The organism is Streptomyces sp. NPDC021622 (assembly GCF_040640795.1).
Taxonomy (GTDB): domain Bacteria; phylum Actinomycetota; class Actinomycetes; order Streptomycetales; family Streptomycetaceae; genus Streptomyces.
The window spans coordinates 1-19,902 of the sequence record NZ_JBFACK010000015.1 but is presented as its reverse complement, the minus strand read 5'-3'; the positions used below and the strand labels follow the sequence as shown (position 1 = coordinate 19,902).

Sequence of the window (19,902 nt, the reverse complement as noted above, 5' to 3'; positions counted from 1 at the left end):
CCGGCGAACTGACGTACATGGTGCGTGGCCCGTGGGTAGGCTCGGCTGCCATGGAGCATGAGGTGTTCGTTCCGGTTCCCGCAGACCGCCTCCGGCATGTGCTCGGCGACCCCGAGAAGGTCGCAGGGGCGGTGCCCGGGCTTCAGCGCGACGCGGACGAGGCGGCCGCGCCGCTCTCCGGCCGCCTCAAGGTGCGGGTCGGGGGGCACACGATCACGTACCGGGGCGCGGCGCGGGTCGCTGCGCGGGGCGATGACGGTTACGTGGTGGAGGGCGAGGGTACGGAGGTGCGCGGCAGCGGCTCCGTGAAGATCTCGCTGACGGTGCGGGTCGTTCCGGCGGACGGTGGGGCGCGGGTGCTGTTCGGGGGGACGGCTTCGGCCGACGGGCGGGTCGCGGAGAGTTCTCCACAGGCTGTGGAGGGGGCGGTGCGGAGGCTGCTCGAGCGGTTCGCCGCGGCGCTTGCTCCTCCGGAGGAGGCGGCTGCTGCGGCTGAGCCCGCGGCTTCCCCTGAGGCCGAACCCGAGCCGGTGGCTCCCGAGGTGTCCGTCTTCGAGACGGAGGTGCCGCCGTCGTCGTTCGACGCGGTGGACGAGGACGATGACGACGACGTCGTCGCGCCGCCTGCGGAGGCTGCGCATGCTCGGCGGACGATGATCGGGCGCAGCGCGGAGGAGGTCGATCATGCGCCGCCCCGGGGGCGGTATGCGCCGGCGCCGGCGGCGGAGGCGATGTCGACGAGCGCGACGTTGCGCTGGGCCGCGCCGGCCGCGGCGGTGGTCGTCGCCTCGGCCATCGTGTTGGGCCGGGCGTTGCGGAAGCGGCGGTAGGTCCCTGGGCCCCGCTCAAGACCGCCGCTTCGCGCCGGATTCTTTCCCGCCCACCCACCCGATTGCCCGGCAGTTGCCCGCCCACCCTTCCAGCCCGTCCGGCTAGGGGCGGGGTTGGGGAAAGGAACCCGTAGGGTCGACGGTGTGACGAGTGATGATGTGACGCTGGCCGCGGGTGACGCGGAAGTGACCGTGCAGGCGGGGAACGGCTGCCGGGTGGGGAGTCTGCGGGTCGGCGGCAAGGAGTTGCTCCGGCAAGGGGAGCGTTATGGGTGCTTCCCCATGGTTCCGTGGTGTGGGCGGATCCGGGAGGGGCGGTTCCGTAACGGGGGGACCCTGCACCAGATGCCGGTCAACTCGGCGCCGCACGCCATCCACGGCTTCGCCCGCGACGCCCGGTGGAAGACCGCCCGAGCCACCGCCACCGAGGCCGCGTTCACCTACGACCTCGCCGAGCCCTGGCCCTACCAAGGCCGCGTCACCCAGCTCGTCGCCCTCACAGAGGACTCCCTCACCCTCACCCTCGGCATCGAGACCTACGGCGACTCCTTCCCCGCCCAGGCGGGCTGGCATCCCTGGTTCAACCGCAACCTGGGCGAAGAAGACGTGCGCGTCGACTTCAGTGCTGCCTGGCAGGAGGAGCGTGGGGATGACCACCTGCCCACCGGCCGCCGCATCGACCCCACCCCCGGCCCCTGGGACGACTGCTTCGGCATGCCCGACGGCGTCGACGTCACCCTCACCTGGCCCGAGCAGCTTCAGCTCCAGGTGAAGAGCCGTGAGCCATGGGTCGTCGTGTACGACGAGCAGGACGCCGCCGTCTGCGTCGAGCCGCAGACCGGCCCGCCGGACGGGCTCAACACCCTGCCCCGCCTCGTCACCCCGATCGAGCCCCTGGAGACGGCGACGACCTGGACCTGGACGCGGCTTTAGCGGCTTTAAGCTGGCAGGCATGACTGACGACGTACGTGGCGCCCTGCTGCAGCAGATCAAGGACAAGGCCGTGGTGCACGGCAAGGTGACCCTCTCCTCGGGGATGGAAGCCGACTACTACATCGACCTGCGCCGCATCACCCTCGACGGCGAGGCCGCCCCGCTGGTCGGGCAGGTGCTTCTCGACCTCACGGCGGAGCTGGACTTCGACGCCGTCGGTGGGCTCACCATGGGGGCCGACCCCGTCGCCGGCGCGATGCTGCACGCCGCCGCCGCGCGGGGCGAGAAGCTCGACGCCTTCGTCGTGCGCAAGGCCGCCAAGGCGCACGGCATGCAGCGCAGGGTCGAAGGGCCCGACATCAAGGGCCGCCGCGTACTCGTCGTCGAGGACACCTCCACCACCGGCGGCTCGCCGCTCACCGCCGTCGAGGCCGTGCGCGAGGCCGGTGCCGAGGTGGTCGGCGTCGCGACCATCGTCGACCGCGCCACCGGGGCGGGCGAGAAGATCACCGATGGCGCCGGGGTGCCGTACCTCTTCGCGTACTCGAAGGACGATCTCGGACTGGACTAGGGACCGAAGGCTCCTAGGGCTGGAGCCGTCCGGCGAGTCTGGAAAGATGGGGGCGACGATGACGTCGCCCCCTTAGGTCAGGGCCACCAAGCACACACCCGCACATCACAAGGAGCGGACACATGCCCATCGCAACCCCCGAGGTCTACGCCGAGATGCTGGACCGGGCGAAGGCAGGCAAGTTCGCCTACCCGGCCATCAACGTGACCTCCTCGCAGACCCTGAACGCGGCCCTGCGCGGTTTCGCGGAGGCCGAGAGCGACGGCATCATCCAGATCTCCACCGGTGGTGCGGAGTTCCTGGGCGGCCAGTACAACAAGGACATGGTGACGGGCGCCGTCGCCCTCGCCGAGTACGCGCACATCATCGCCGCGAAGTACGACGTCACGGTCGCGCTGCACACCGACCACTGCCCCAAGGACAAGCTGGACGGCTATGTCCGCCCGCTGCTCGACGTCTCCGCCGAGCGCGTCAAGGCCGGCCGCGACCCGCTGTTCCAGTCGCACATGTGGGACGGCTCCGCCGAGACCCTCGCCGACAACCTGGCCATCGGCCAGGAGCTGCTCGCGAAGGCCGCCGCCGCGAAGATCATCCTCGAGGTCGAGATCACCCCGACCGGTGGCGAGGAGGACGGCGTCTCGCACGAGATCAACGACGAGCTGTACACGACGGTCGACGACGCGCTGCGTACGGCGGAGGCCCTCGGCCTCGGCGACAAGGGCCGCTACCTCCTCGCCGCGTCCTTCGGCAATGTGCACGGCGTCTACAAGCCGGGCAACGTCGTCCTGCGCCCGGAGCTCCTCAAGGACCTCCAGGAGGGCGTCGGCGCCAAGTACGGCAAGACCGCCCCGTTCGACTTCGTCTTCCACGGCGGCTCCGGATCGACGGCCGAGGAGATCGCGACCGCCCTTGAGAACGGCGTCGTGAAGATGAACCTCGACACCGACACCCAGTACGCCTTCACGCGCCCCGTCGCGGACCACATGTTCCGCAACTACGACGGCGTCCTGAAGGTCGACGGCGAGGTCGGCTCGAAGAAGCAGTACGACCCGCGCACCTGGGGCAAGCTCGCCGAGGCGGGCATGGCCGGGCGCGTCAGCGAGGCCTGCGCGAACCTGCGCTCCACGGGTACGAAGCTGAAGTAACCGGCACCTGCCGAGGCCACGGGCCCGGCATCCCGCCTTTCAGGACGGGGTGCCGGGCCCGTCGCGTGGCGTCATGGCGCAGACTGGAACCCATGGCCATTCACAAGGATCTGCTCGGGGGACCGCCCCCGACCCACCTGCCCGACGACCCCGAGCCGCGCGAGCTGCTCGCGAACGGCGCGGCGCCCGCCGACGTCGCCGCCAAGTACCCCACCTCCTCCCTCGCCTGGGCGCAGCTCGCCGACGAGGCGTTCGAGCGGGGCAGCGTCGTCGAGTCGTACGCGTACGCCCGTACCGGCTACCACCGCGGCCTCGACTCGCTGCGCCGCAGCGGCTGGAAGGGCCACGGCCCGGTGCCGTGGGAGCACGAGCCGAACCGCGGCTTCCTGCGCGCCCTGCACGCGCTGGCCCGCGCCGCGCAGTCGATCGGCGAGCAGGAGGAGTACGAGCGCTGCGCCGGCTTCCTGAGGGACTCGTCCCAGACGGCGGCGGACACGCTGGGCTAGCCTCTGACCACGTGCGAGACCTGCCTGGACGCCGCTGTGACCAGGCAGGTCTTGCCGTTTCGTGGGATGTTGCGGAGGATGCCGGTGGGGACCGGGGCCCCCGTGTCGGTAACGGCAGGGGCGGACCGCTACCCGTAGTACGTATTCAAGGAGACCGCGATGTCCGCGATGTCCCACGAGGCGGAGACCCCGAACCTCGATTTCGCCGGCACCACCCCTTACGAGGATTACGTCCAGGCGGACGTCCTCACCCACCTCCAGCACCCCCGGTCCGAAGATCCCGGAGAGATGGTCTTCCTGGTCACCACCCAGGTGATGGAGCTGTGGTTCACCGTCATCGTCCACGAGTGGGAGACCGCGTCGCACGCCCTGCGCCGCGACGACATCCCCGTCGCGGTGGCGGCACTCAAGCGCAGCATCCGCGAGCTGGAGGCCCTGAACGCCTCCTGGCGCCCGCTGGCCCAGCTGACGCCCGGGCAGTTCAACTCCTACCGCGCCGCGCTCGGCGAGGGGTCCGGATTCCAGTCCGCGATGTACCGCCGCATGGAGTTTCTGCTCGGCGAGAAGTCCGCGTCCATGCTGGTGCCGCACCGGGGCGCGCCGCGCGTCCACCAGGAGCTGGAGAAGGCGCTCCAGGAGCCGAGCCTGTACGACGAGGTCCTGGCGCTGCTCGCCCGGCGCGGGCACGCCGTGCCGGACGCCGTGCTGCAGCGCGACCTGACGCAGAAGTACGAGCCGTCGCCCGAGGTCGAGAAGGTGTGGACGGACCTCTACTCCGGTGACGAGAGCGATGAACTGGCCCGCCTCGGCGAGACGTTGACGGACGTCGGCGAGCTGGTGTGGCGATGGCGCAACGACCATCTGGTGGCGACGCGCCGCGCGATGGGCTCCAAGACCGGCACGGGCGGCTCCGCCGGGGTGGCCTGGCTGGAGAAGCGCGCCGTGAAGAACGTGTTCCCCGAGCTGTGGACTGCGAGGAGCCATGTCTGAGGGTTCGCTTGGTTTTGGGCAGGCGTCCCGCAGGGCGGGACGGGTGGGCAAAACCCACGACGGCGCGGAGGCTGACATGAAAGCGCGAGCCGCAAAGCTGGACGCGGAGGACGAACTCCGCGCGAAGCGCAAGGAGTTCGTCCTCGACGACACGGTCTACCTGGACGGCAACTCGCTGGGTGCGCTGCCGGTGGCCGTGCAGGACCGCGTCGCCGACGTCATCTCCCGGCAGTGGGGCCAACTCCGCATCCGCTCCTGGGACGAAAGCGGCTGGTGGACCGCCCCCGAGCGGATCGGCGACCGGATAGCCCCCCTGGTGGGCGCCGCCCCCGGCCAGATCGTGGTCGGCGACTCCACCAGCGTGAACGTCTTCAAGGCGCTGGTCGCCGCCGTACGCATGGCGGGTGACCCGGCAGGGGGGCGCGACGAGATCGTCGTTGACGCGACGACGTTTCCCACGGACGGGTACATCGCCGAGTCCGCGGCGCGGCTCACCGGCTGCCGTGTCGTGGCGGTCGCGCCCGGTGAGGTGCGGGGCGTCCTTGGCCCGCGTACCGCGGCGGTCCTCCTGAACCACGCCGACTACCGCACCGGCCGCCTGCACGATCTGCCGTCCCTGACGGCCGCCGTGCACGAGGCGGGCGCGCTCGTCGTCTGGGACCTGTGCCATACGGCCGGTGCGCTGCCGGTCGGGCTCGACGAGCACGGCGTCGACCTCGCGGTCGGCTGCACGTACAAGTACCTGAACGGAGGGCCCGGTTCGCCCGCGTACATCTACGTACGGGCGGATCTGCAGGGGCGGTTCGACTCGCCGCTGCCCGGCTGGAACTCGCATGTGGAGCCCTTCGGGATGCGGGCGGAGTTCGAGGCGGCCCAGGGGGCGGTGAGGGGGCGTGTCGGTACGCCCGACATCCTCTCGATGCTGGCGCTCGAAGCGGCGCTCGACGTCTGGGACGGCGTCTCGATCGAGGCCGTGCGGGCCAAGTCCCTCGCGCTGACGGACTTCTTCCTGGAGTGCGTGGCGGCTTACGTCCCCGCGGGCCGGGTGGAGCCGATCACGCCGGCGGCGCATGCCGAGCGGGGCAGTCAGGTGGCTCTGCGGTGCGAGGACGCCGGGGATGTCATGCGGCGGCTGATCGAGGCGGGCGTGGTGGGCGACTTCCGCGCCCCGGACGTCCTGCGCTTCGGCTTCACACCGCTGTACGTGGGCTTCGCCGATGCGGAGCGGGCGGCGGGGGTGCTGGCCGGGGTGCTGGCGGCTGAGGGCTAGCCCGCGGCAGATCACCGGCTTCGCCGAGTTCGTCCTCAAACGCCGGACAGGCTGAAAGACCTGCGGGGGAATCGGGTGGGCGGGCTTGAGCGGGGTCTGGGGGCGCAGCCCCCGGGCGTCCACCATCCGAGCCGTCACCACCCGCGGGGCGACCGGTATCGGGAAGGGGCGGGGTAGGGGAAGATCGCAAGAATCAGTCCCCCCCCGCCCCGCAGTCCCCCCACCCGCAGAGAGGTTGTCGCAATGCCGGACGACGCCGCCGTGGCCCGCGATGCCGCCGAGGCCGACGCCGCCTTCTCGCACCCCGCGGTGCCGCCGGACGTCACCGCCGCGTACGGCGAACACCCCGACCAGGTCGTCGACTTCTACGAACCCCGCATCCGTACGGAGACCCCCGCCCCGCTCGTCGTCGTCCTGCACGGCGGCGCCTGGCGCGCCCCGTACGACCGGCAGCACATCACCCCCTTCGCGGACTTCCTCGCCAGACGCGGTTTCGCCGTCGCCAACGTGGAGTACCGGCGGGGGAGTCCGATCCCGGTGCAGGGGGAGGGGCCCGTCGCCGGGCGCTGGCCCGAGACGTTCGACGACGTCGCCGCCGCCTTCGACGCACTGCCGGGCCTCGTCCGGGAGTTCCTGCCGTCCGCCGATCCGCGCCGCACCGTCGTGACGGGGCACTCCGCGGGCGGACATCTCGCCCTGTGGGCCGCCGCACGCCATGTGCTGCCCGTCGGCTCGCCCTGGCGCACCGAACGGCCCGCGCCGCTGCGCGGTGTCGTCGCCCTCGCCCCGATCGCCGACTTCCGGGTCGCGCAGGAGCTGGGGGTCTGCACGGACGCCGCACTCCAACTCCTGGGCGGGGAAGGGAAGTTCGAAGAAAGGCTCCCGCACGCCGATCCGGCGGCCCTGCTGCCGACCGGGATTGCCACCGCCGTGGTGCAGGGACGTACCGACATCGTCGTGCCGCACGCCGTCTCCGAGTCGTACGCCGACGCCGCCGCGAAGGCGGGCGAGGTCGTCGGGGTCACGCTGCTCGAAGACGTGGGGCACTTCCCGCTGATCGATCCGGCGGCGGACGCCTGCGCCGTGGTCGTGGAGGAGATCGCGCAACTGGCCTACTAGGGACGGGGGTAGGGGGGCCAGGGGGTCGCCCATGGGCTACCCGTCATACCTGAGAGCTACGGCGCAAGTGAGTTCCCTGGTGTGATGCCGACTACCAGGCCTGATCCATAACTTCCTTTCCAGAGACGCGCATCGCGTACGACGCGTCTCGTACGGAAGGGGAGGAACTCCATGAAGCTCCGGGTCGGGCGGCTGCGCCGCACCCTGCTCGCCGCGCTGGTGGCAGGCGCCGTCGTCGTGCCGGTTTCGGCCGCGGCGCGCCCGCAGGTCCCGGCCCCCGCCCCGGCGGACATCCCGTCGCTCACCGCGGCCACGCTGGACACCGCGTACGACGCGAACCGTGCCAACGCCGCCGAGGCCGCGGGGATGGCCGAGCGGTACGGCGACCGGGACAGGGCGGCGCGGCTGCGGGCCATGGCCGGTCAGGAACGGAACTTCCTCTCCTTCGACGGGCGCGGCGCGGGCCGCACCGCCGAGGTGCTCGGCGATCTGGCGGCGGCGGAACGGGTCGCCGTCCTGGTGCCGGGCTCGGACACCGGCATCGACACCTACGGGAGATTCCGTGCGGGAGCCGTCGCCCTGCACGAGCGGCTCGGCCCGCGCACGGCGGTCGTCGCCTGGCTCGGCTATGAGACGCCGGGCACGGTAAGCCCCGCCGTCCTGACGACGGACCGCGCCGAGGAGGCCGCGCCCGAACTCATGTCATTCGTGGGTGAGTTGAATGCCGTCAATCCGGGGGCGCGTGTCTCGTTGCTCTGCCATTCGTACGGGTCGGTCGTGTGCGGCCGGGCGGCGGTGCAGGGGCCACAGGGCCTGGATGTCGCCGACATCGCCCTCTACGGCAGCCCGGGTGTCGGCGTCGACCGGGCCGCCGATCTCAAGTCCCGTAACCACACCAGGATTTGGGCGGGACGCGGCGCCGGCGACTGGATCTCCGACGTGCCGCACAGCAGCGTCGGCCTGTTCGGGACCACCGTCGGCTTCGGGACGGACCCGGTGTCGCCCGGCTTCGGCGCGCGCGTCTTCCCTACGGGCGACGGCGGCCACAGCGACTACCTGAAGCCGGGGTCCGTCGCGCTGGAGAGCCTCGCGCGGATCGTGCGCGGCCAGAGCCCGGAAGGGGCCTCGGATGCGTGACCTACGTGCCCTCGTCCGCCGTGTCGACGCCGCGACCCCGCCCGACCGCGACCGTACCGTCGACGCCCTGCGCGCCCTCGCCATCCTCGGCGTCGTCCTCGGGCACTGGCTGGTCACCGCGATCGTGCCGGACAGCGGCGGGCTCCACGCGGCCAGCCCCTTGCGGCACATGCCGTGGCTCGCGCCGATCTCCTGGGTGTTCCAGACGCTCGCCGTGTTCTTCCTGGTGGGAGGGCACGTGGCCGCCAAGAGCCATGCGTCGGCGCGGGCGCGCGGCACGGGCTACCGGGCGTGGCTGACGGTCCGGCTCGCGCGGCTCTTCCGGCCGGTCGCCGCCGTGCTCGTGCTGTGGACCGTCGCGGCGGGGTGCATGCTCGCGTCGGGCGCCGGCCTCGAGACCGTCCACACGCTGGTCAAGCTGGCGCTCTCGCCGCTCTGGTTCCTGCTGGTCTTCGCGGCGCTGACGGCGGCGACTCCGCTGGTGGCGCGGATCAACCCGCTGTGGCCGCTGGCCGTCGTACTGCACGTGGATCTCGTTCGCTTCGGGCTCGGCGGACCTTCCTGGCTCGGCTGGACCAACGTGGCGGCGGGCTGGCTCGTGCCGTACACGCTGGGCGCCGCGTGGACGCGCGGCGAGCTGAGCCGGCGTTCCGGCTGGGTGCTGCTCACGGGCGGCGCGGCGGCGACCGCCGGGCTGGTCCTGTGGGCCGGCTACCCGGCGTCGATGGTGGGCGTCCCGGGCGCCACGGTCTCGAACCTGGACCCGCCGACCCTGGCGGCCGTCGCCTTCGGCCTCGCCCAGTGCGGGCTCGCCCTCCTCGTGCGGGAGCCGCTCGGCCGGTGGCTGCGGCGGCCCGCGGCCTGGGCGGCGGTGGCGCTGGTGAACCTCTCCGCGATGACGGTGTTCCTGTGGCACCAGACCGCGCTCATGGCGGTCACCGCGCTCGGCCTGCTCGCCGGCGCCCCGCTGCCGGGGCTGCACACGGTGCCGGACGGGCTCGGCTGGGTGCCCGCCAGGATCGCGTGGCTCCCGGTGTTCGCGGCCGGGCTCGCGGTGTGCTGGGCGGCGTTCCGTACGTACGAGCAAGGGGGCGGCGGGAGCGGCAGGGGCGGGCCGCGGGTGGTGCGGGTGCACCGGCCCGCACCGAAGTCGGTGCGGCGTGCTTAAGGTTGATCTTGTGGCGGGGGACAGCAGGACCGACGGGACCGGGGACGGCAAGCGGGGCAGAGAGGGCTTCGGCGGCTTCGTGCTGTCCGCACTGCGGGTGCCGCGCGATCAGTTGTGGACCTTCGCGGCGATGCCGCTGCCGCCGCTGTCCCGGCCGCGCCTGCTGCGCTGGGCGCCGCACTTCGTCGTCGTATGGATCACCATCGGCACGTTCATCGGCAACCTCGAACAACTGGTGCAGCGCTACCAACTCGGCTACTCCCTCGGCCTTTCGCTGGCGCTCGCGCAGGGCATCGCGCTGGTGCTCGCGCTGTGGCGGCCGGTCCCCGCATGGTGGCTCTCGCTGGTGGCGTCCGCGGTCGCCGCGCTCTGCTCGACGGGGCGCCTGGAGGACGAGCCGTGGCCGTGGGGCGCGACCTCGCTCGTCGCGCACACCCTGATCCTGCTGCTGCTCGCGCTGCGGGTGCCGACCACGGGCGCCGTGGCGGCGTTCCTGCTCAGCGTCGGTCTGCTGCCGGTGCTCCAGCAGGTCCGCTCCCCGGACATCTACGACAACACGACGCCGCTCGCCGGGTATGTCTTCGGTGTCGTCACGCTGATCGGCATCGTCCTGCGCGGCCGCCGCGATGCGCGTACGCGGCTCGTCGAGCAGGAGGCACTGACGGCGGAGGAGCGGGCCCGGCGCACACTCCTCGAAGAGCGCGGGCGCATCGCACGCGAACTGCACGACGTGGTCGCGCACCACATGTCGGTGATCTCCATCCAGGCGCAGGTCGCCCCGCACCTGGTCAAGGACCCGCCCGACGAGCTGAAGGAGAACCTGGAGGGCATCCGGCAGAACGCCCTCGAAGCGCTGACGGAGCTGCGCCGCGTCCTCGGCGTGCTGCGCTCGGAGAACCAGGACGACCCCGAAGCGGCCCCGCAGGCCCCGCTGCCCACCCTCGACCGGCTGACCGGCCTGGTGGAGAACGCCCGTGCCGCGGGCCTCACCGTCGACTGCGCCACCACCGGCGAGCGGCGCCCGCTGCCGCCGGGCGTGGACCTCTCCGCGTACCGGATCGTGCAGGAGGCGCTGAGCAACGCGATCCGCCACGCACCGGGCTCCACCGTGTACATAGCACTCACCCACACCAGACCCGGCCTGCGCGTCCGCATCACCAACACAGCGCCACGCACGGCGATTTCACCGTCGCCCGGCGCCGGACACGGCCTCCTGGGAATGCGCGAGCGCACGGCGATGCTGGGCGGGGAACTGGCCACGGGCCCGACATCCGACGGCGGCTACGAGGTGTCCGCCTTCCTGCCGACCAACGGAGAGAACGCATGAGCACCATCCGCGTACTGATAGCCGACGACCAGATCATGGTCCGCCAGGGCTTCACGGTGCTCCTCAACGCGGAGCCGGACATCGAGGTGATCGGCCAGGCGGTCGACGGGGCCGACGCGGTGGCGCGGGTCGCCGAACTCACCCCGGACGTCGTCCTGATGGACATCCGGATGCCGGAACTGAGCGGTATCGAGGCCACCCGCCGCATCACGTCCGCGCTGCCGGACGTCCGCGTGCTCGTCCTGACCACCTTCGATCTCGACGAGTACGTGTACGAGGCGCTGCGCGCGGGCGCGTCCGGCTTCCTCCTCAAGGACGCGTCGGCGGACCAACTCGCGGAGGCGGTAAGGGTGGTGGCCGCCGGCGACGCGCTCCTCGCCCCCGGCATCACCCGCCGTCTGATCGCCGAGTTCTCCCGCATCGGCCAGGGCCCGCGCGCCCCGCTGAAGCCGAGGGTCGGGGAGCTGACGACACGCGAGACGGAGGTGCTCACACTCATCGCACAGGGCCTGTCCAACGCGGAAATCGCGACGAAGCTGGTCGTGGCCGAGCAGACGGTCAAGACCCACGTGGGCCGCATCCTGGTGAAACTGGGCCTGCGGGACCGCACGCAGGCGGCGGTGTTCGCGTGGGAGACGGGGTTGGTGCGGCCTGCGGGTAGAAATTAGAGCCGTCCGGCGATTGAGGACCGGGGTCTGGGGCAGAGCCCCAGGAGACGGCGGGGAACGGCCGATCAGACCTCGACCACCAACTCGCGGAGCCCGCGGATCACGAAATTCGGCTTCCGCTCCGGCTCCGCCGCGAGGCGCATCCTCGGGGCCAGGCGGAGCAACGCACTGAGGGAAGCGCTCAGTTCCGCCCTCGCCAGCGCAGCGCCGATGCAGTAGTGGATGCCCGAGCTGAAGGAGATGTGGGGGTTTTCGGTGCGGGTCAGGTTCAGCTCGGCGGGGGCGGTGAAGACCGTCGGGTCGTGGTTGGCGGAGCCGAAGAGGAGCGCGATCTCGCTGCCGCGTGGGATCACCGTGCCGTCGATCTCGATGTCGTCGAGGACCCAGCGTTCGAAGAGCTGGAGCGGGGTGTCGTAGCGCATCAGCTCCTCCACCGCGGTGGGGACGATCCGGGCGGGATCGCGCCGCAGGGCGGCCAGTTGCTCCGGGTGGCGGAAGAGTGCGTACCAGCCGTTGACGGTGGCGTTGACCGTCGCTTCGTGGCCCGCGTTCAGGAGCAGGACGCAGGTGGAGATCATCTCCTGCTCGCTGAGCGAATCGCCCTCGTCGTGCGCGGCGATGAGCCCCGAGATCAGGTCGTCGCCCGGCTTCTCGCGGCGTGCGGCGATGAGTTCGCGCAGATACGCCGAGAATTCGAGGGAGGCGCGCACCGCCCGCGCCGCGGTCTCCTCGGAAGGGTTCAGTTCGTACATTCCGCAGATGTCGGCGGACCAGGGCCGCAGCTGGTCCCTGTCGCTCTCCGGGATGCCCAGCATCTGCGCGATGACGGCCACCGGCAGGGGTTCGGCGACTCGGGTGGCGAGATCGCCGCCGCCCTCCGCCACCAGGGCCCGCACCAGTCGGTCCGCCAACTCCTCTACATACGGCTTGAGTTGCTCGACCGTGCGCGGGGTGAACGCCTTCGACACCAGGCGGCGGATGCGGGTGTGGGTCGGCGCCTCCAGGTCGAGCATGCCGTTGTCGTTCAGTACGTGGAACGGCTCGTGCGCGGCCGGCGGCGCCTGCCGCCCGAACTCCTCGTGCGTGAACCGGTGCAGATAGGTGCGCCCGAGCCGCCGGTCGCGCAGCAGCGCCGACACATCGGCGTGGTGCGGGATCAGCCACTGGTCGGTGGGCTCGAAGTAGTGCACGCGTCCGGCTGCCCGCAGGCGCGCGTAGGCGGGGTAGGGGTCGGCGAGGAACTCCGGTGACCAGGGGGAGAAGTCCGTGGTGGGGGCGTTCATGGGGGGACGCTATGTGCTGTGGGCCCGGCCGGGAAGGGGGCCGCACCGCTCGGCGGACGGAGTCCGGCGCAGCACCCCGCGGCCGGGGAGGCGCCCCGGCGCCGAGCAGTGCGAGGGGCGCGTCGAAAATCGAGCCGGTAGCCGGGTCAGCCCGGGGTGACCAGTCTTGCCTCGTACGCGAAGACCGCCGCCTGGGTGCGGTCGCGCAGGCCCAGTTTCACCAGGATGCGGCTCACATGCGTCTTGATCGTGGACTCCGCCACCACCAGGCGCGAGGCGATTTCCGAGTTGGACAGGCCCTGCGCGATCAGGACGAGGACCTCCGTCTCGCGTTCGGTCAGTTCGCCGTACTGCTGGGCCTGGACCGCCGCCGAGAGACGCGGGGTCTCGCCGAGCCGGGAGAACTCGTTGATCAGGCGGCGTGTCACGGTGGGCGCGAGGAGGGCTTCTCCCGCTGCCACCACCCTGACGCCGTCGGCGAGCTGGCGTGCCGACGCGTCCTTGAGCAGGAAGCCGGACGCGCCCGCGCGCAGCGCCTCGTACACATACTCGTCGAGATCGAAGGTGGTGAGCACCAGGACCTTGGAGTCGCCGTCCGACGCGATGATCTCGCGGGTCGCCTCCATGCCGTTGAGCACCGGCATGCGGATGTCCATCAGGACGACGTCGGGGGCGAGTTCGCGGACGCGGTCGACCGCCTCGCGGCCGTTGACCGCCTCGCCGACCACCTCGATGTCCGGCATCGCGTTCAGGAGTACGGAGAAGCCTTCGCGGACCATCATCTGGTCGTCGGCGATCAGTACGCGGATCGTCATTCCTTGCCTCCGGTGGGCTCCGACGCGGAGGCCACCGGCAGGAACACCGTGACCTCGTAGCCGCCGTCCTCGGTCTCCTCCGCCGTCATCTCGCCGTTCAGCATCGTGACGCGCTCGCGCATGCCGGTGATGCCGTGGCCCGCTCCGGGGGATGGCTTGACAAGGCCTGTGGCCGGGCCGTTGACGATGCGCAGGCCGAGGCCGCCCAGGACGTAGCCGACCTCGACGCGGGCCGTGGCGCCGGGTGCGTGCCGCAGGGTGTTGCTGAGGGCTTCCTGCACGATGCGGTACGCCGAAAGCTCGACGCCCTGCGGGAGTTCGCGGACCGCGCCGGTGACGATCTTCTCGACGCTCAGGCCCGTCTCGTCGACGTTCGCGATGAGCCGGTCGAGGTCGGCGAGGGTGGGCTGCGGGGCGTCCGGCGCCTCGTAGTCCTCCGCGCGTACGACACCGAGGACGCGGCGCAGCTCCGTCAGCGCGGCCACGGCGTTCTCGCGGATCGTGACGAACGCCTGCTCCAGCTCGGGCGGCGGGTTCTCCACGCGGTAGGGCGCGGCCTCCGCCTGGATGGCGACCACCGACATGTGGTGGGCGACCACGTCGTGCAGCTCGCGCGCGATCGTCGTCCGCTCCTCCAGGAGCGTGCGCTTGTCGCGCTCGATGGCGGTGACCGTCCGCTGGACGCTTACCTCGCGCTTGGCCTCGCGGCGGATGTGCACGAGGGACGCGGCGAGCAGGGCGAGCGCGGAGAAGAAGAGCATCTCCGGGAGGTTCGTGGTGTACCCCGGGCTGAGGAAGACCTCGGCGGCGATGCCGTACGCCGCCGTGCCCGTCCACATCCACGCGGCGGTGCGCGGACGGGTCCGCAGGGTGATCACCGTCATCACGGTGAGGTGCGCGAGGAAGACGCTCGCGGGCCACGGGTAGCCGTCCCAGTGGCCGCCGAGAGCGCCGGCGAAGGGCGTGCTCGCGATCATGACCCACCAGGCGCCGACGGGCCTGACCAGGGTCATGACGACGGCGACGGCCGGGATGAGGCCGGTGATCACGTAGTCGAGGCCGAGGGAGTCCTGCGCGTACGCCAGCATGAACGTGAAGAAGGCGGCCGTGCAGACCGCCGCGTGCGGGGTCCAGCCGGCGTACCGGCGTATCCGGGCCGGAAGCCGCCGGGTCACCGGCCCGTCCGTACGCATCTCTTGCAGCGGCCGGTAGGCGAAGGCGTCCCGGAAGAGGTCCTGGCGGAGCCCCCCGAGAGCGTCCATGGCCAGGCGGAACTCCGGGCTGCGGTTGCTGCCGGGGGCGGTCTTGGTCGCGTCAGTCACGCTTACGAAGGTACGGGGCCCCCAGTCCGTGGTCGTCCCCACCGGGAGGGGTCCCTGGGGGTCCGTCGCAGGTACTACGCGCCGGCCTGCGGCCTCGGGCCCCGCCGCCATCCCGGTCCCGTCCGACTGTCCCGCCGAGCAGCTCTCTGTCCCGCCGAGCAGCTCTCTGTCCCGCCGCTTCGCGGCGGATCTTCCCCGCCCACCCACCCGATCACCCCGCAGCCCGGCCCCCCCTGCCCGGCAGCCTGGCGGCTTCTGTCCCGCCGCTTCGCGGCCGATCCTCCCGCCCACCCACCCGTTTACCCCGCAGGGCAATCGGGTGGGTGGGCGGGAAAGGCCTGTTCGGGCAGTGGCGCCGCGGGGCAGTGCGACGCCCCGGGTTCCGCTACAGCCCCGGGGCGCCGCACGTCTCGGACGCCGACGTCAGCTGATCATGTCCCTGCGCCGCAGCCCCGCAAGACCCGCGGCCACCAGCCCCGCCGCCAGCACCAGCAGAACCAGCACCGGGCCCCAGCCCATCTCCCCGCCCGGCAGCTTCGGAAGGTGGCCGAAGGGGGAGAGGTCAAGCACCGCCCCCGGAAGGTCAAGCGCGGGGCCGATCCAGCCGATCGCCAGACACACCCCGGCCACGCCCCACGCCCCCACCGCCGCCTTCGGGAACGCCCCGACGAGCAGTACCGCAAGGCCGCCGAGCACCCAGATCGCCGGCACCTGCACCAGGCACGCACCCAGCACGGGGCCGAAGTCCTGCCCGTACCCGAGCGCCAGGCCGAGACCGCCGACCAGCATCAGGGCAGCCGCGCCGCCGAAGGCGATGACCAGGTGACCCCCGGCCCACCGCAGCCGCCCCACCGCGCCCGCGAGCACCGGCTCGGCCCGCTGCGACGTCTCCTCGCCGTGCAGCCGCAGCACGGAAGCGACGACGTACAAGGAAGCGATCATGCCAAGCATGCCGACCATCGTGGCGAGGAACGCGTCCGTGAGGCCCGCCTGGCCGCCCATCCGCTCGATGATGTCGCGGGTGTTCCGGTTGTCGCCGACGATGTCCGCGGCCCCGTCCACCATGCCGCCGAAGACGACACCGGCCGCGAGGAAGCCGAGCGTCCAGCCGAGCACGCCGCCCCGCTGCAGCCGCCAGGCGAGCGCCCCCGCCGTGCCGAGCCGGCCCGTCGCGGGCCCCGGCCGGGTCGGCAGGAAGCTCATCCCGACGTCACGCCGCCCCGCGAGGTCGTACGCCACGGCGCCCTGCGCCACGATCGCCGCGGCGATGAGCAGCAGCACCCACCACCGCTCACCGGCGTACGCGCGGATGTTCTCCAGCCAGCCGAGCGGCGAGACCCAGGTCAGCGCGGACGAGCCGCCCTGCGTGCCCGCGTCGCCCGCGGCCTTGAGCACGAACGCCGCCCCGAGCACCGCCGACGTGAGCCCCTTGGCTAGCCGCGCGCTCTCCGTGAGCTGGGCGACGATCGCCGCCATGGTGGCGAACAGCATGCCGGTGCCCGCGACCCCGAGCCCAAGCGCGAGCGCGCCGCCCGCGCCCTGCCCGGCCATCCCGGCGGTGATCAGGAGCGCCACCGCCGCGTTCGCCACGAACGCGGCGAGCAGCGCGGCGGTCAGCGGCGCCCGCCGGCCCACCATCGCGGCGGAGACCATCTCCTGGCGTCCGGTCTCCTCCTCCTCGCGGGTGTGCCGTACGACGATGATCAGGCTCATCACCGCGGCGAGCACCCCCGCGTAGACGCCGATGCGCCAGGCGGAGAGCGCGCCGATGGAGTCCCCGAAGACCGGTCCGTACATGGCCCGCATCGAGGAGTTGGCGTTCATCGACTCCATGGCGTCGGCGCGCTCGGCCGCGGTGCCGTACACCGACTCCAGGGAGCCCGGCATGGACAGGACCATGACCGCGACGACGAACACCCAGACCGGCATCATGACCCGGTCGCGGCGCAGCGCGAGCCTCAACAGGGCTCCCGTGCCCGCGAGTTGACGCGACCCGCCGTGCCGGGTCTTGAACGCCGAAGCGTCGGCAAGGGCGGTCATCGCGCGACCGCCTCTTCGGCGCCGGCGGTGCGTACGTCGTCCTGGTAATGGCGCAGGAAGAGCTCCTCCAGCGTGGGCGGCGTCGAGGTGAGCGAGCGGATCCCGGAGTCGGTGAGCGAGCGCAGGACCGCGTCCAGCTTGTCGGTGTCGACCTGGAGCTTGACCCGGTGCCCCGTCACGTCGACGTCGTGCACGCCGGGTAGTTGCGCAAGACCGTTGGGCGGACCCGCGAGCTCGGCGGTGACGCTGGTGCGGGTCAGATGCCGCAGGTCGGCAAGCGAACCCGTCTCGACGGTCTGGCCCTTCCTGATGATGCTGACGCGGTCGCAGAGCGTCTCCACCTCGCTGAGGATGTGCGAGGAGAGCAGGATCGTCCGCCCCCGGTCGCGCTCCTGTTCGACGCAGCTCTGGAAGACCTCCTCCATCAGCGGGTCGAGCCCGGAGGTCGGCTCGTCGAGGATCAGCAGGTCGACGTCGGACGCGAAGGCGGCGACGAGGGCGACCTTCTGCCGGTTGCCCTTGGAGTACGTACGCCCCTTCTTGGTCGGGTCGAGTTCGAACCGCTCGACGAGATCGGCGCGCCGGGCCTTGTCGAGGCCTCCCCGCAGCTTCCCGTACAGATCGATGACCTCGCCGCCGGACAGGTTCCGCCACAGGGTGACGTCGCCCGGCACGTACGCCACGCGCCGGTGCAGCTCGACCGCGTCGCTCCACGGGTCCTTGCCGAGGAGCTGGGCGGCGCCGGAGTCCGCGCGGAGCAGGCCGAGCAGGACCCGGATGGTCGTGGACTTCCCGGCGCCGTTGGGGCCGAGGAAGCCGTGGACCTCGCCGGTCTCGACGTCGAGGTCCAGACCGTCGAGCGCGTGCGTCCGTCCGAACGACTTGTGCAGCCCGGATACTTCAAGGGCGCGGTTTGCCTTCGTCATGTTTCAGAACGTACGCTACTTTCACAAAGTTGTGAAGTTAAGGAAGCGTATAAACTCAGCAGTGCTCGCACGTACGGGGGGATGACAGGGGAGATGATCGGCACATGCCCAACGAGCCCGCACCGGGGGAGCCCGCCCGCGACGCGGAGGTCCGCTCGCGTTTCGTCGAGAAGTTCGCCGCCCAGCTGGTCGAGGCCGGAATGCCGAGGATGCCGTCGAGGATCTTCGCGGCGCTCCTCGCATCGGACTCGGGCGCGCTGACCTCGGCGGAGCTCGGCGAGCAGCTGCGGATCAGCCCCGCCGCGGTGTCGGGCGGGGTGCGCTATCTCTCCCAGCAGCACATGGTCGCCCGCGAGCGTGAGCCCGGCTCGCGGCGCGACATCTTCAGGGTGCACAGCAACCAGTGGTACGAGGCGCTCGGCAACCGGGACGTGGTGCTCAAGCGCTGGGAGGACGCCCTGCGCGACGGCGTCTCAAGCCTCGGAGCCGACACCCCCGCGGGGCGCCGGCTCGCCGAGACGCTGGCCTTCTTCGAGTTCGTCCAGTCGGAACTTGAGGGAATGATGGAGCGCTGGCGCGTGCACCGGCAGTCCCTCTTCGGGGCGTGACCCCTCTCCGGGGGGCCTACTTCGGGTCGCGGTTGAAGGTCGCCTTCGACCAGAAGTAGCCGAGCACGGTCAGGGCCAGGCACCAGCCGATCGCGAGCCAGCCGTTGTGGCCGATCTCGGTGCCGAGGAGCAGTCCGCGCAGCGTCTCGATGGCCGGTGTGAACGGCTGGTACTCGGCGATCGGCTGGAACCAGCCCGGCATCGCGTCGACCGGCACGAAGGTGCTGGAGACGAGCGGCAGGAAGATCAGCGGCAGCGCGTTGTTGCTGGCCGCCTCGGCGTTCGGGCTGATCAGGCCCATCCCGACCGCGATCCAGGTGAACGCGAGGGAGAACAGCACGAGCAGCCCGAGCGCCGCGACCCACTCCAGGGCGGTGGCGTCCACGGAGCGGAAGCCGATGGCGAGGCCGACGGCCCCGACGACGAGCACGCTGAGCACGCACTGCAGCACGCTGCCGACGACGTGCCCGATGAGGATCGACCCGCGGTGGATCCGCATGGTGCGGAAGCGGGCGATGATGCCCTCGTTCATGTCCGTGGCGACGGACACCGCGCTGCCGATCGTGGTGCCGCCGATGGTCATCAGCAGGATGCCCGGGACGAGATACGCGATGTAGTCGGACCGGTCCGCGGCGCCGTTCCCGAGGCCGGCGCTCATCACGTCGCCGAAGATGTAGACGAAGAGCAGCAGCATCATGACCGGCGTGAGCAGCAGGTTCAGCGTGAGGGACGGATAGCGCCGCGCGTGCAGGAGGTTGCGCCGCAGCATCGTGGTCGAGTCACGCACGGCGAGTGTCATGGGGGTCATCGGACGGCCTCCTTGGCCTGGTTGCTCTTCTCGGTGCTGCCGGTCAGGGCGAAGAAGACGTCGTCGAGGTCGGGGGTGTGCACGGTCAGCTCGTCGGCCTCGATGCCGGCGGCGTCCAGCCAGTCGAGGATGGCGCGCAGCTCGCGCTGACTGCCGTCGCTGGGCAGCTGCAAGGACAGTGCCTCGTCGTCACAGGTGGCCTCGTGCAGGGCGTCCGCGGCGGACCGGTAGACGGCGGGGTCGGTGAAGCGGAGGCGGATGTGTCCGCCGGGGATGAGCCGCTTCAGCTCATCGGCGCTGCCCTCGGCAGCGATCTTCCCGTCGTTCAACACCGCGATGCGGTCGGCGAGTTCGTCGGCCTCTTCGAGGTACTGGGTGGTGAGGAAGACGGTGACGCCGTCGGAGACCAGCTCGCGGATGATGCCCCACATGTTGT

Annotated in this window: 19 protein-coding genes and 1 pseudogene; 13 read left to right on the top strand and 7 right to left on the bottom strand. The window is 71.6% G+C overall.

Annotation, left to right across the window (positions count from 1 at the left end; all coding sequences use genetic code 11):
- Nucleotides 1-50: 50 nt before the first annotated feature.
- From AB0G47_RS27535 to AB0G47_RS27480, 12 genes are all read left to right on the top strand, one after another.
- The gene (locus AB0G47_RS27535; protein ID WP_360775204.1) at nt 51-830 is read left to right on the top strand and encodes an SRPBCC domain-containing protein; all 780 of its coding nucleotides are present in this window, start codon (nt 51-53) and stop codon (nt 828-830) included.
- A 144-nt stretch (nt 831-974) separates the two neighbouring features.
- On the top strand, nt 975-1,763 hold the full coding sequence (locus AB0G47_RS27530; RefSeq protein WP_360775201.1) for an aldose 1-epimerase: 789 nt from the start codon (nt 975-977) through the stop codon (nt 1,761-1,763).
- Between the two features lie 19 nt (nt 1,764-1,782).
- A complete protein-coding gene (gene pyrE, locus AB0G47_RS27525) occupies nt 1,783-2,334 on the top strand; it encodes an orotate phosphoribosyltransferase (protein ID WP_360775199.1) in 552 nt (183 codons plus the stop codon).
- A 122-nt stretch (nt 2,335-2,456) separates the two neighbouring features.
- Nucleotides 2,457-3,479: a class II fructose-bisphosphate aldolase gene (gene fbaA, locus AB0G47_RS27520; RefSeq protein WP_360775196.1), complete on the top strand. Its 1,023-nt coding sequence runs from the start codon at nt 2,457-2,459 to the stop codon at nt 3,477-3,479.
- 92 nt (nt 3,480-3,571) lie between these two features.
- Nucleotides 3,572-3,985, top strand: coding sequence for a DUF3151 domain-containing protein (locus tag AB0G47_RS27515; protein ID WP_266864068.1), 414 nt, complete (start codon nt 3,572-3,574; stop codon nt 3,983-3,985).
- A gap of 159 nt (nt 3,986-4,144) precedes the next feature.
- Nucleotides 4,145-4,975, top strand: coding sequence for a tryptophan 2,3-dioxygenase family protein (locus AB0G47_RS27510; protein ID WP_135336349.1), 831 nt, complete (start codon nt 4,145-4,147; stop codon nt 4,973-4,975).
- A gap of 76 nt (nt 4,976-5,051) precedes the next feature.
- A complete protein-coding gene (kynU, locus tag AB0G47_RS27505) occupies nt 5,052-6,245 on the top strand; it encodes a kynureninase (RefSeq protein WP_360775192.1) in 1,194 nt (397 codons plus the stop codon).
- Nucleotides 6,246-6,488: 243 nt separating this feature from the next.
- Nucleotides 6,489-7,364, top strand: coding sequence for an alpha/beta hydrolase (locus AB0G47_RS27500; protein ID WP_360775189.1), 876 nt, complete (start codon nt 6,489-6,491; stop codon nt 7,362-7,364).
- Nucleotides 7,365-7,535: 171 nt separating this feature from the next.
- Nucleotides 7,536-8,501 carry an alpha/beta hydrolase gene (locus AB0G47_RS27495; RefSeq protein WP_360775186.1) on the top strand — a complete coding sequence of 322 codons (966 nt, stop codon included), beginning with the start codon at nt 7,536-7,538 and terminating at the stop codon, nt 8,499-8,501.
- The gene (locus tag AB0G47_RS27490) at nt 8,494-9,669 is read left to right on the top strand and encodes an acyltransferase (RefSeq protein ID WP_360775183.1); all 1,176 of its coding nucleotides are present in this window, start codon (nt 8,494-8,496) and stop codon (nt 9,667-9,669) included. The genes AB0G47_RS27495 and AB0G47_RS27490 overlap by 8 nt, the downstream gene beginning before the upstream one ends.
- A 10-nt stretch (nt 9,670-9,679) precedes the next feature.
- On the top strand, nt 9,680-10,996 hold the full coding sequence (locus tag AB0G47_RS27485; RefSeq protein WP_360775179.1) for a sensor histidine kinase: 1,317 nt from the start codon (nt 9,680-9,682) through the stop codon (nt 10,994-10,996).
- Complete coding sequence (locus AB0G47_RS27480) at nt 10,993-11,664, top strand: response regulator transcription factor (RefSeq protein ID WP_360775176.1); 672 nt, start codon at nt 10,993-10,995, stop codon at nt 11,662-11,664. Before AB0G47_RS27485 ends, AB0G47_RS27480 begins: the two co-directional genes overlap by 4 nt.
- Before the next feature lie 65 nt (nt 11,665-11,729).
- Here the strand turns inward: AB0G47_RS27480 and AB0G47_RS27475 are convergent, their stop codons facing one another.
- From AB0G47_RS27475 to AB0G47_RS27455, 5 genes are all read right to left on the bottom strand, one after another.
- Entirely contained in the window at nt 11,730-12,947 is a 1,218-nt protein-coding gene (locus AB0G47_RS27475; RefSeq protein WP_360775174.1) for a cytochrome P450, read from the bottom strand.
- Between the two features lie 146 nt (nt 12,948-13,093).
- Nucleotides 13,094-13,762, bottom strand: a complete 669-nt coding sequence (locus AB0G47_RS27470; RefSeq protein WP_266864053.1) for a response regulator transcription factor — start codon at nt 13,760-13,762, stop codon at nt 13,094-13,096.
- Nucleotides 13,759-15,024: a histidine kinase gene (locus AB0G47_RS27465; protein WP_360775713.1), complete on the bottom strand. Its 1,266-nt coding sequence runs from the start codon at nt 15,022-15,024 to the stop codon at nt 13,759-13,761. The genes AB0G47_RS27470 and AB0G47_RS27465 overlap by 4 nt, the downstream gene beginning before the upstream one ends.
- Nucleotides 15,025-15,507: 483 nt before the next feature.
- Nucleotides 15,508-17,124 carry an ABC transporter permease gene (locus AB0G47_RS27460; RefSeq protein ID WP_360775170.1) on the bottom strand — a complete coding sequence of 539 codons (1,617 nt, stop codon included), beginning with the start codon at nt 17,122-17,124 and terminating at the stop codon, nt 15,508-15,510.
- Complete coding sequence (locus AB0G47_RS27455; protein ID WP_360775167.1) at nt 17,121-18,050, bottom strand: ABC transporter ATP-binding protein; 930 nt, start codon at nt 18,048-18,050, stop codon at nt 17,121-17,123. The genes AB0G47_RS27460 and AB0G47_RS27455 overlap by 4 nt, the downstream gene beginning before the upstream one ends.
- Before the next feature lie 104 nt (nt 18,051-18,154).
- Between AB0G47_RS27455 and AB0G47_RS27450 the strand changes: the two genes are divergently transcribed.
- Nucleotides 18,155-18,658, top strand: a complete 504-nt coding sequence (locus AB0G47_RS27450) for a MarR family transcriptional regulator (RefSeq protein WP_360775164.1) — start codon at nt 18,155-18,157, stop codon at nt 18,656-18,658.
- A 16-nt stretch (nt 18,659-18,674) separates the two neighbouring features.
- Here the strand turns inward: AB0G47_RS27450 and AB0G47_RS27445 are convergent, their stop codons facing one another.
- Complete coding sequence (locus AB0G47_RS27445; RefSeq protein WP_360775161.1) at nt 18,675-19,466, bottom strand: ABC transporter permease; 792 nt, start codon at nt 19,464-19,466, stop codon at nt 18,675-18,677.
- A pseudogene (locus AB0G47_RS27440) lies at nt 19,463-19,902 on the bottom strand (ABC transporter); the annotation flags it as partial. The pseudogene AB0G47_RS27440 and the gene AB0G47_RS27445, both read right to left, overlap by 4 nt.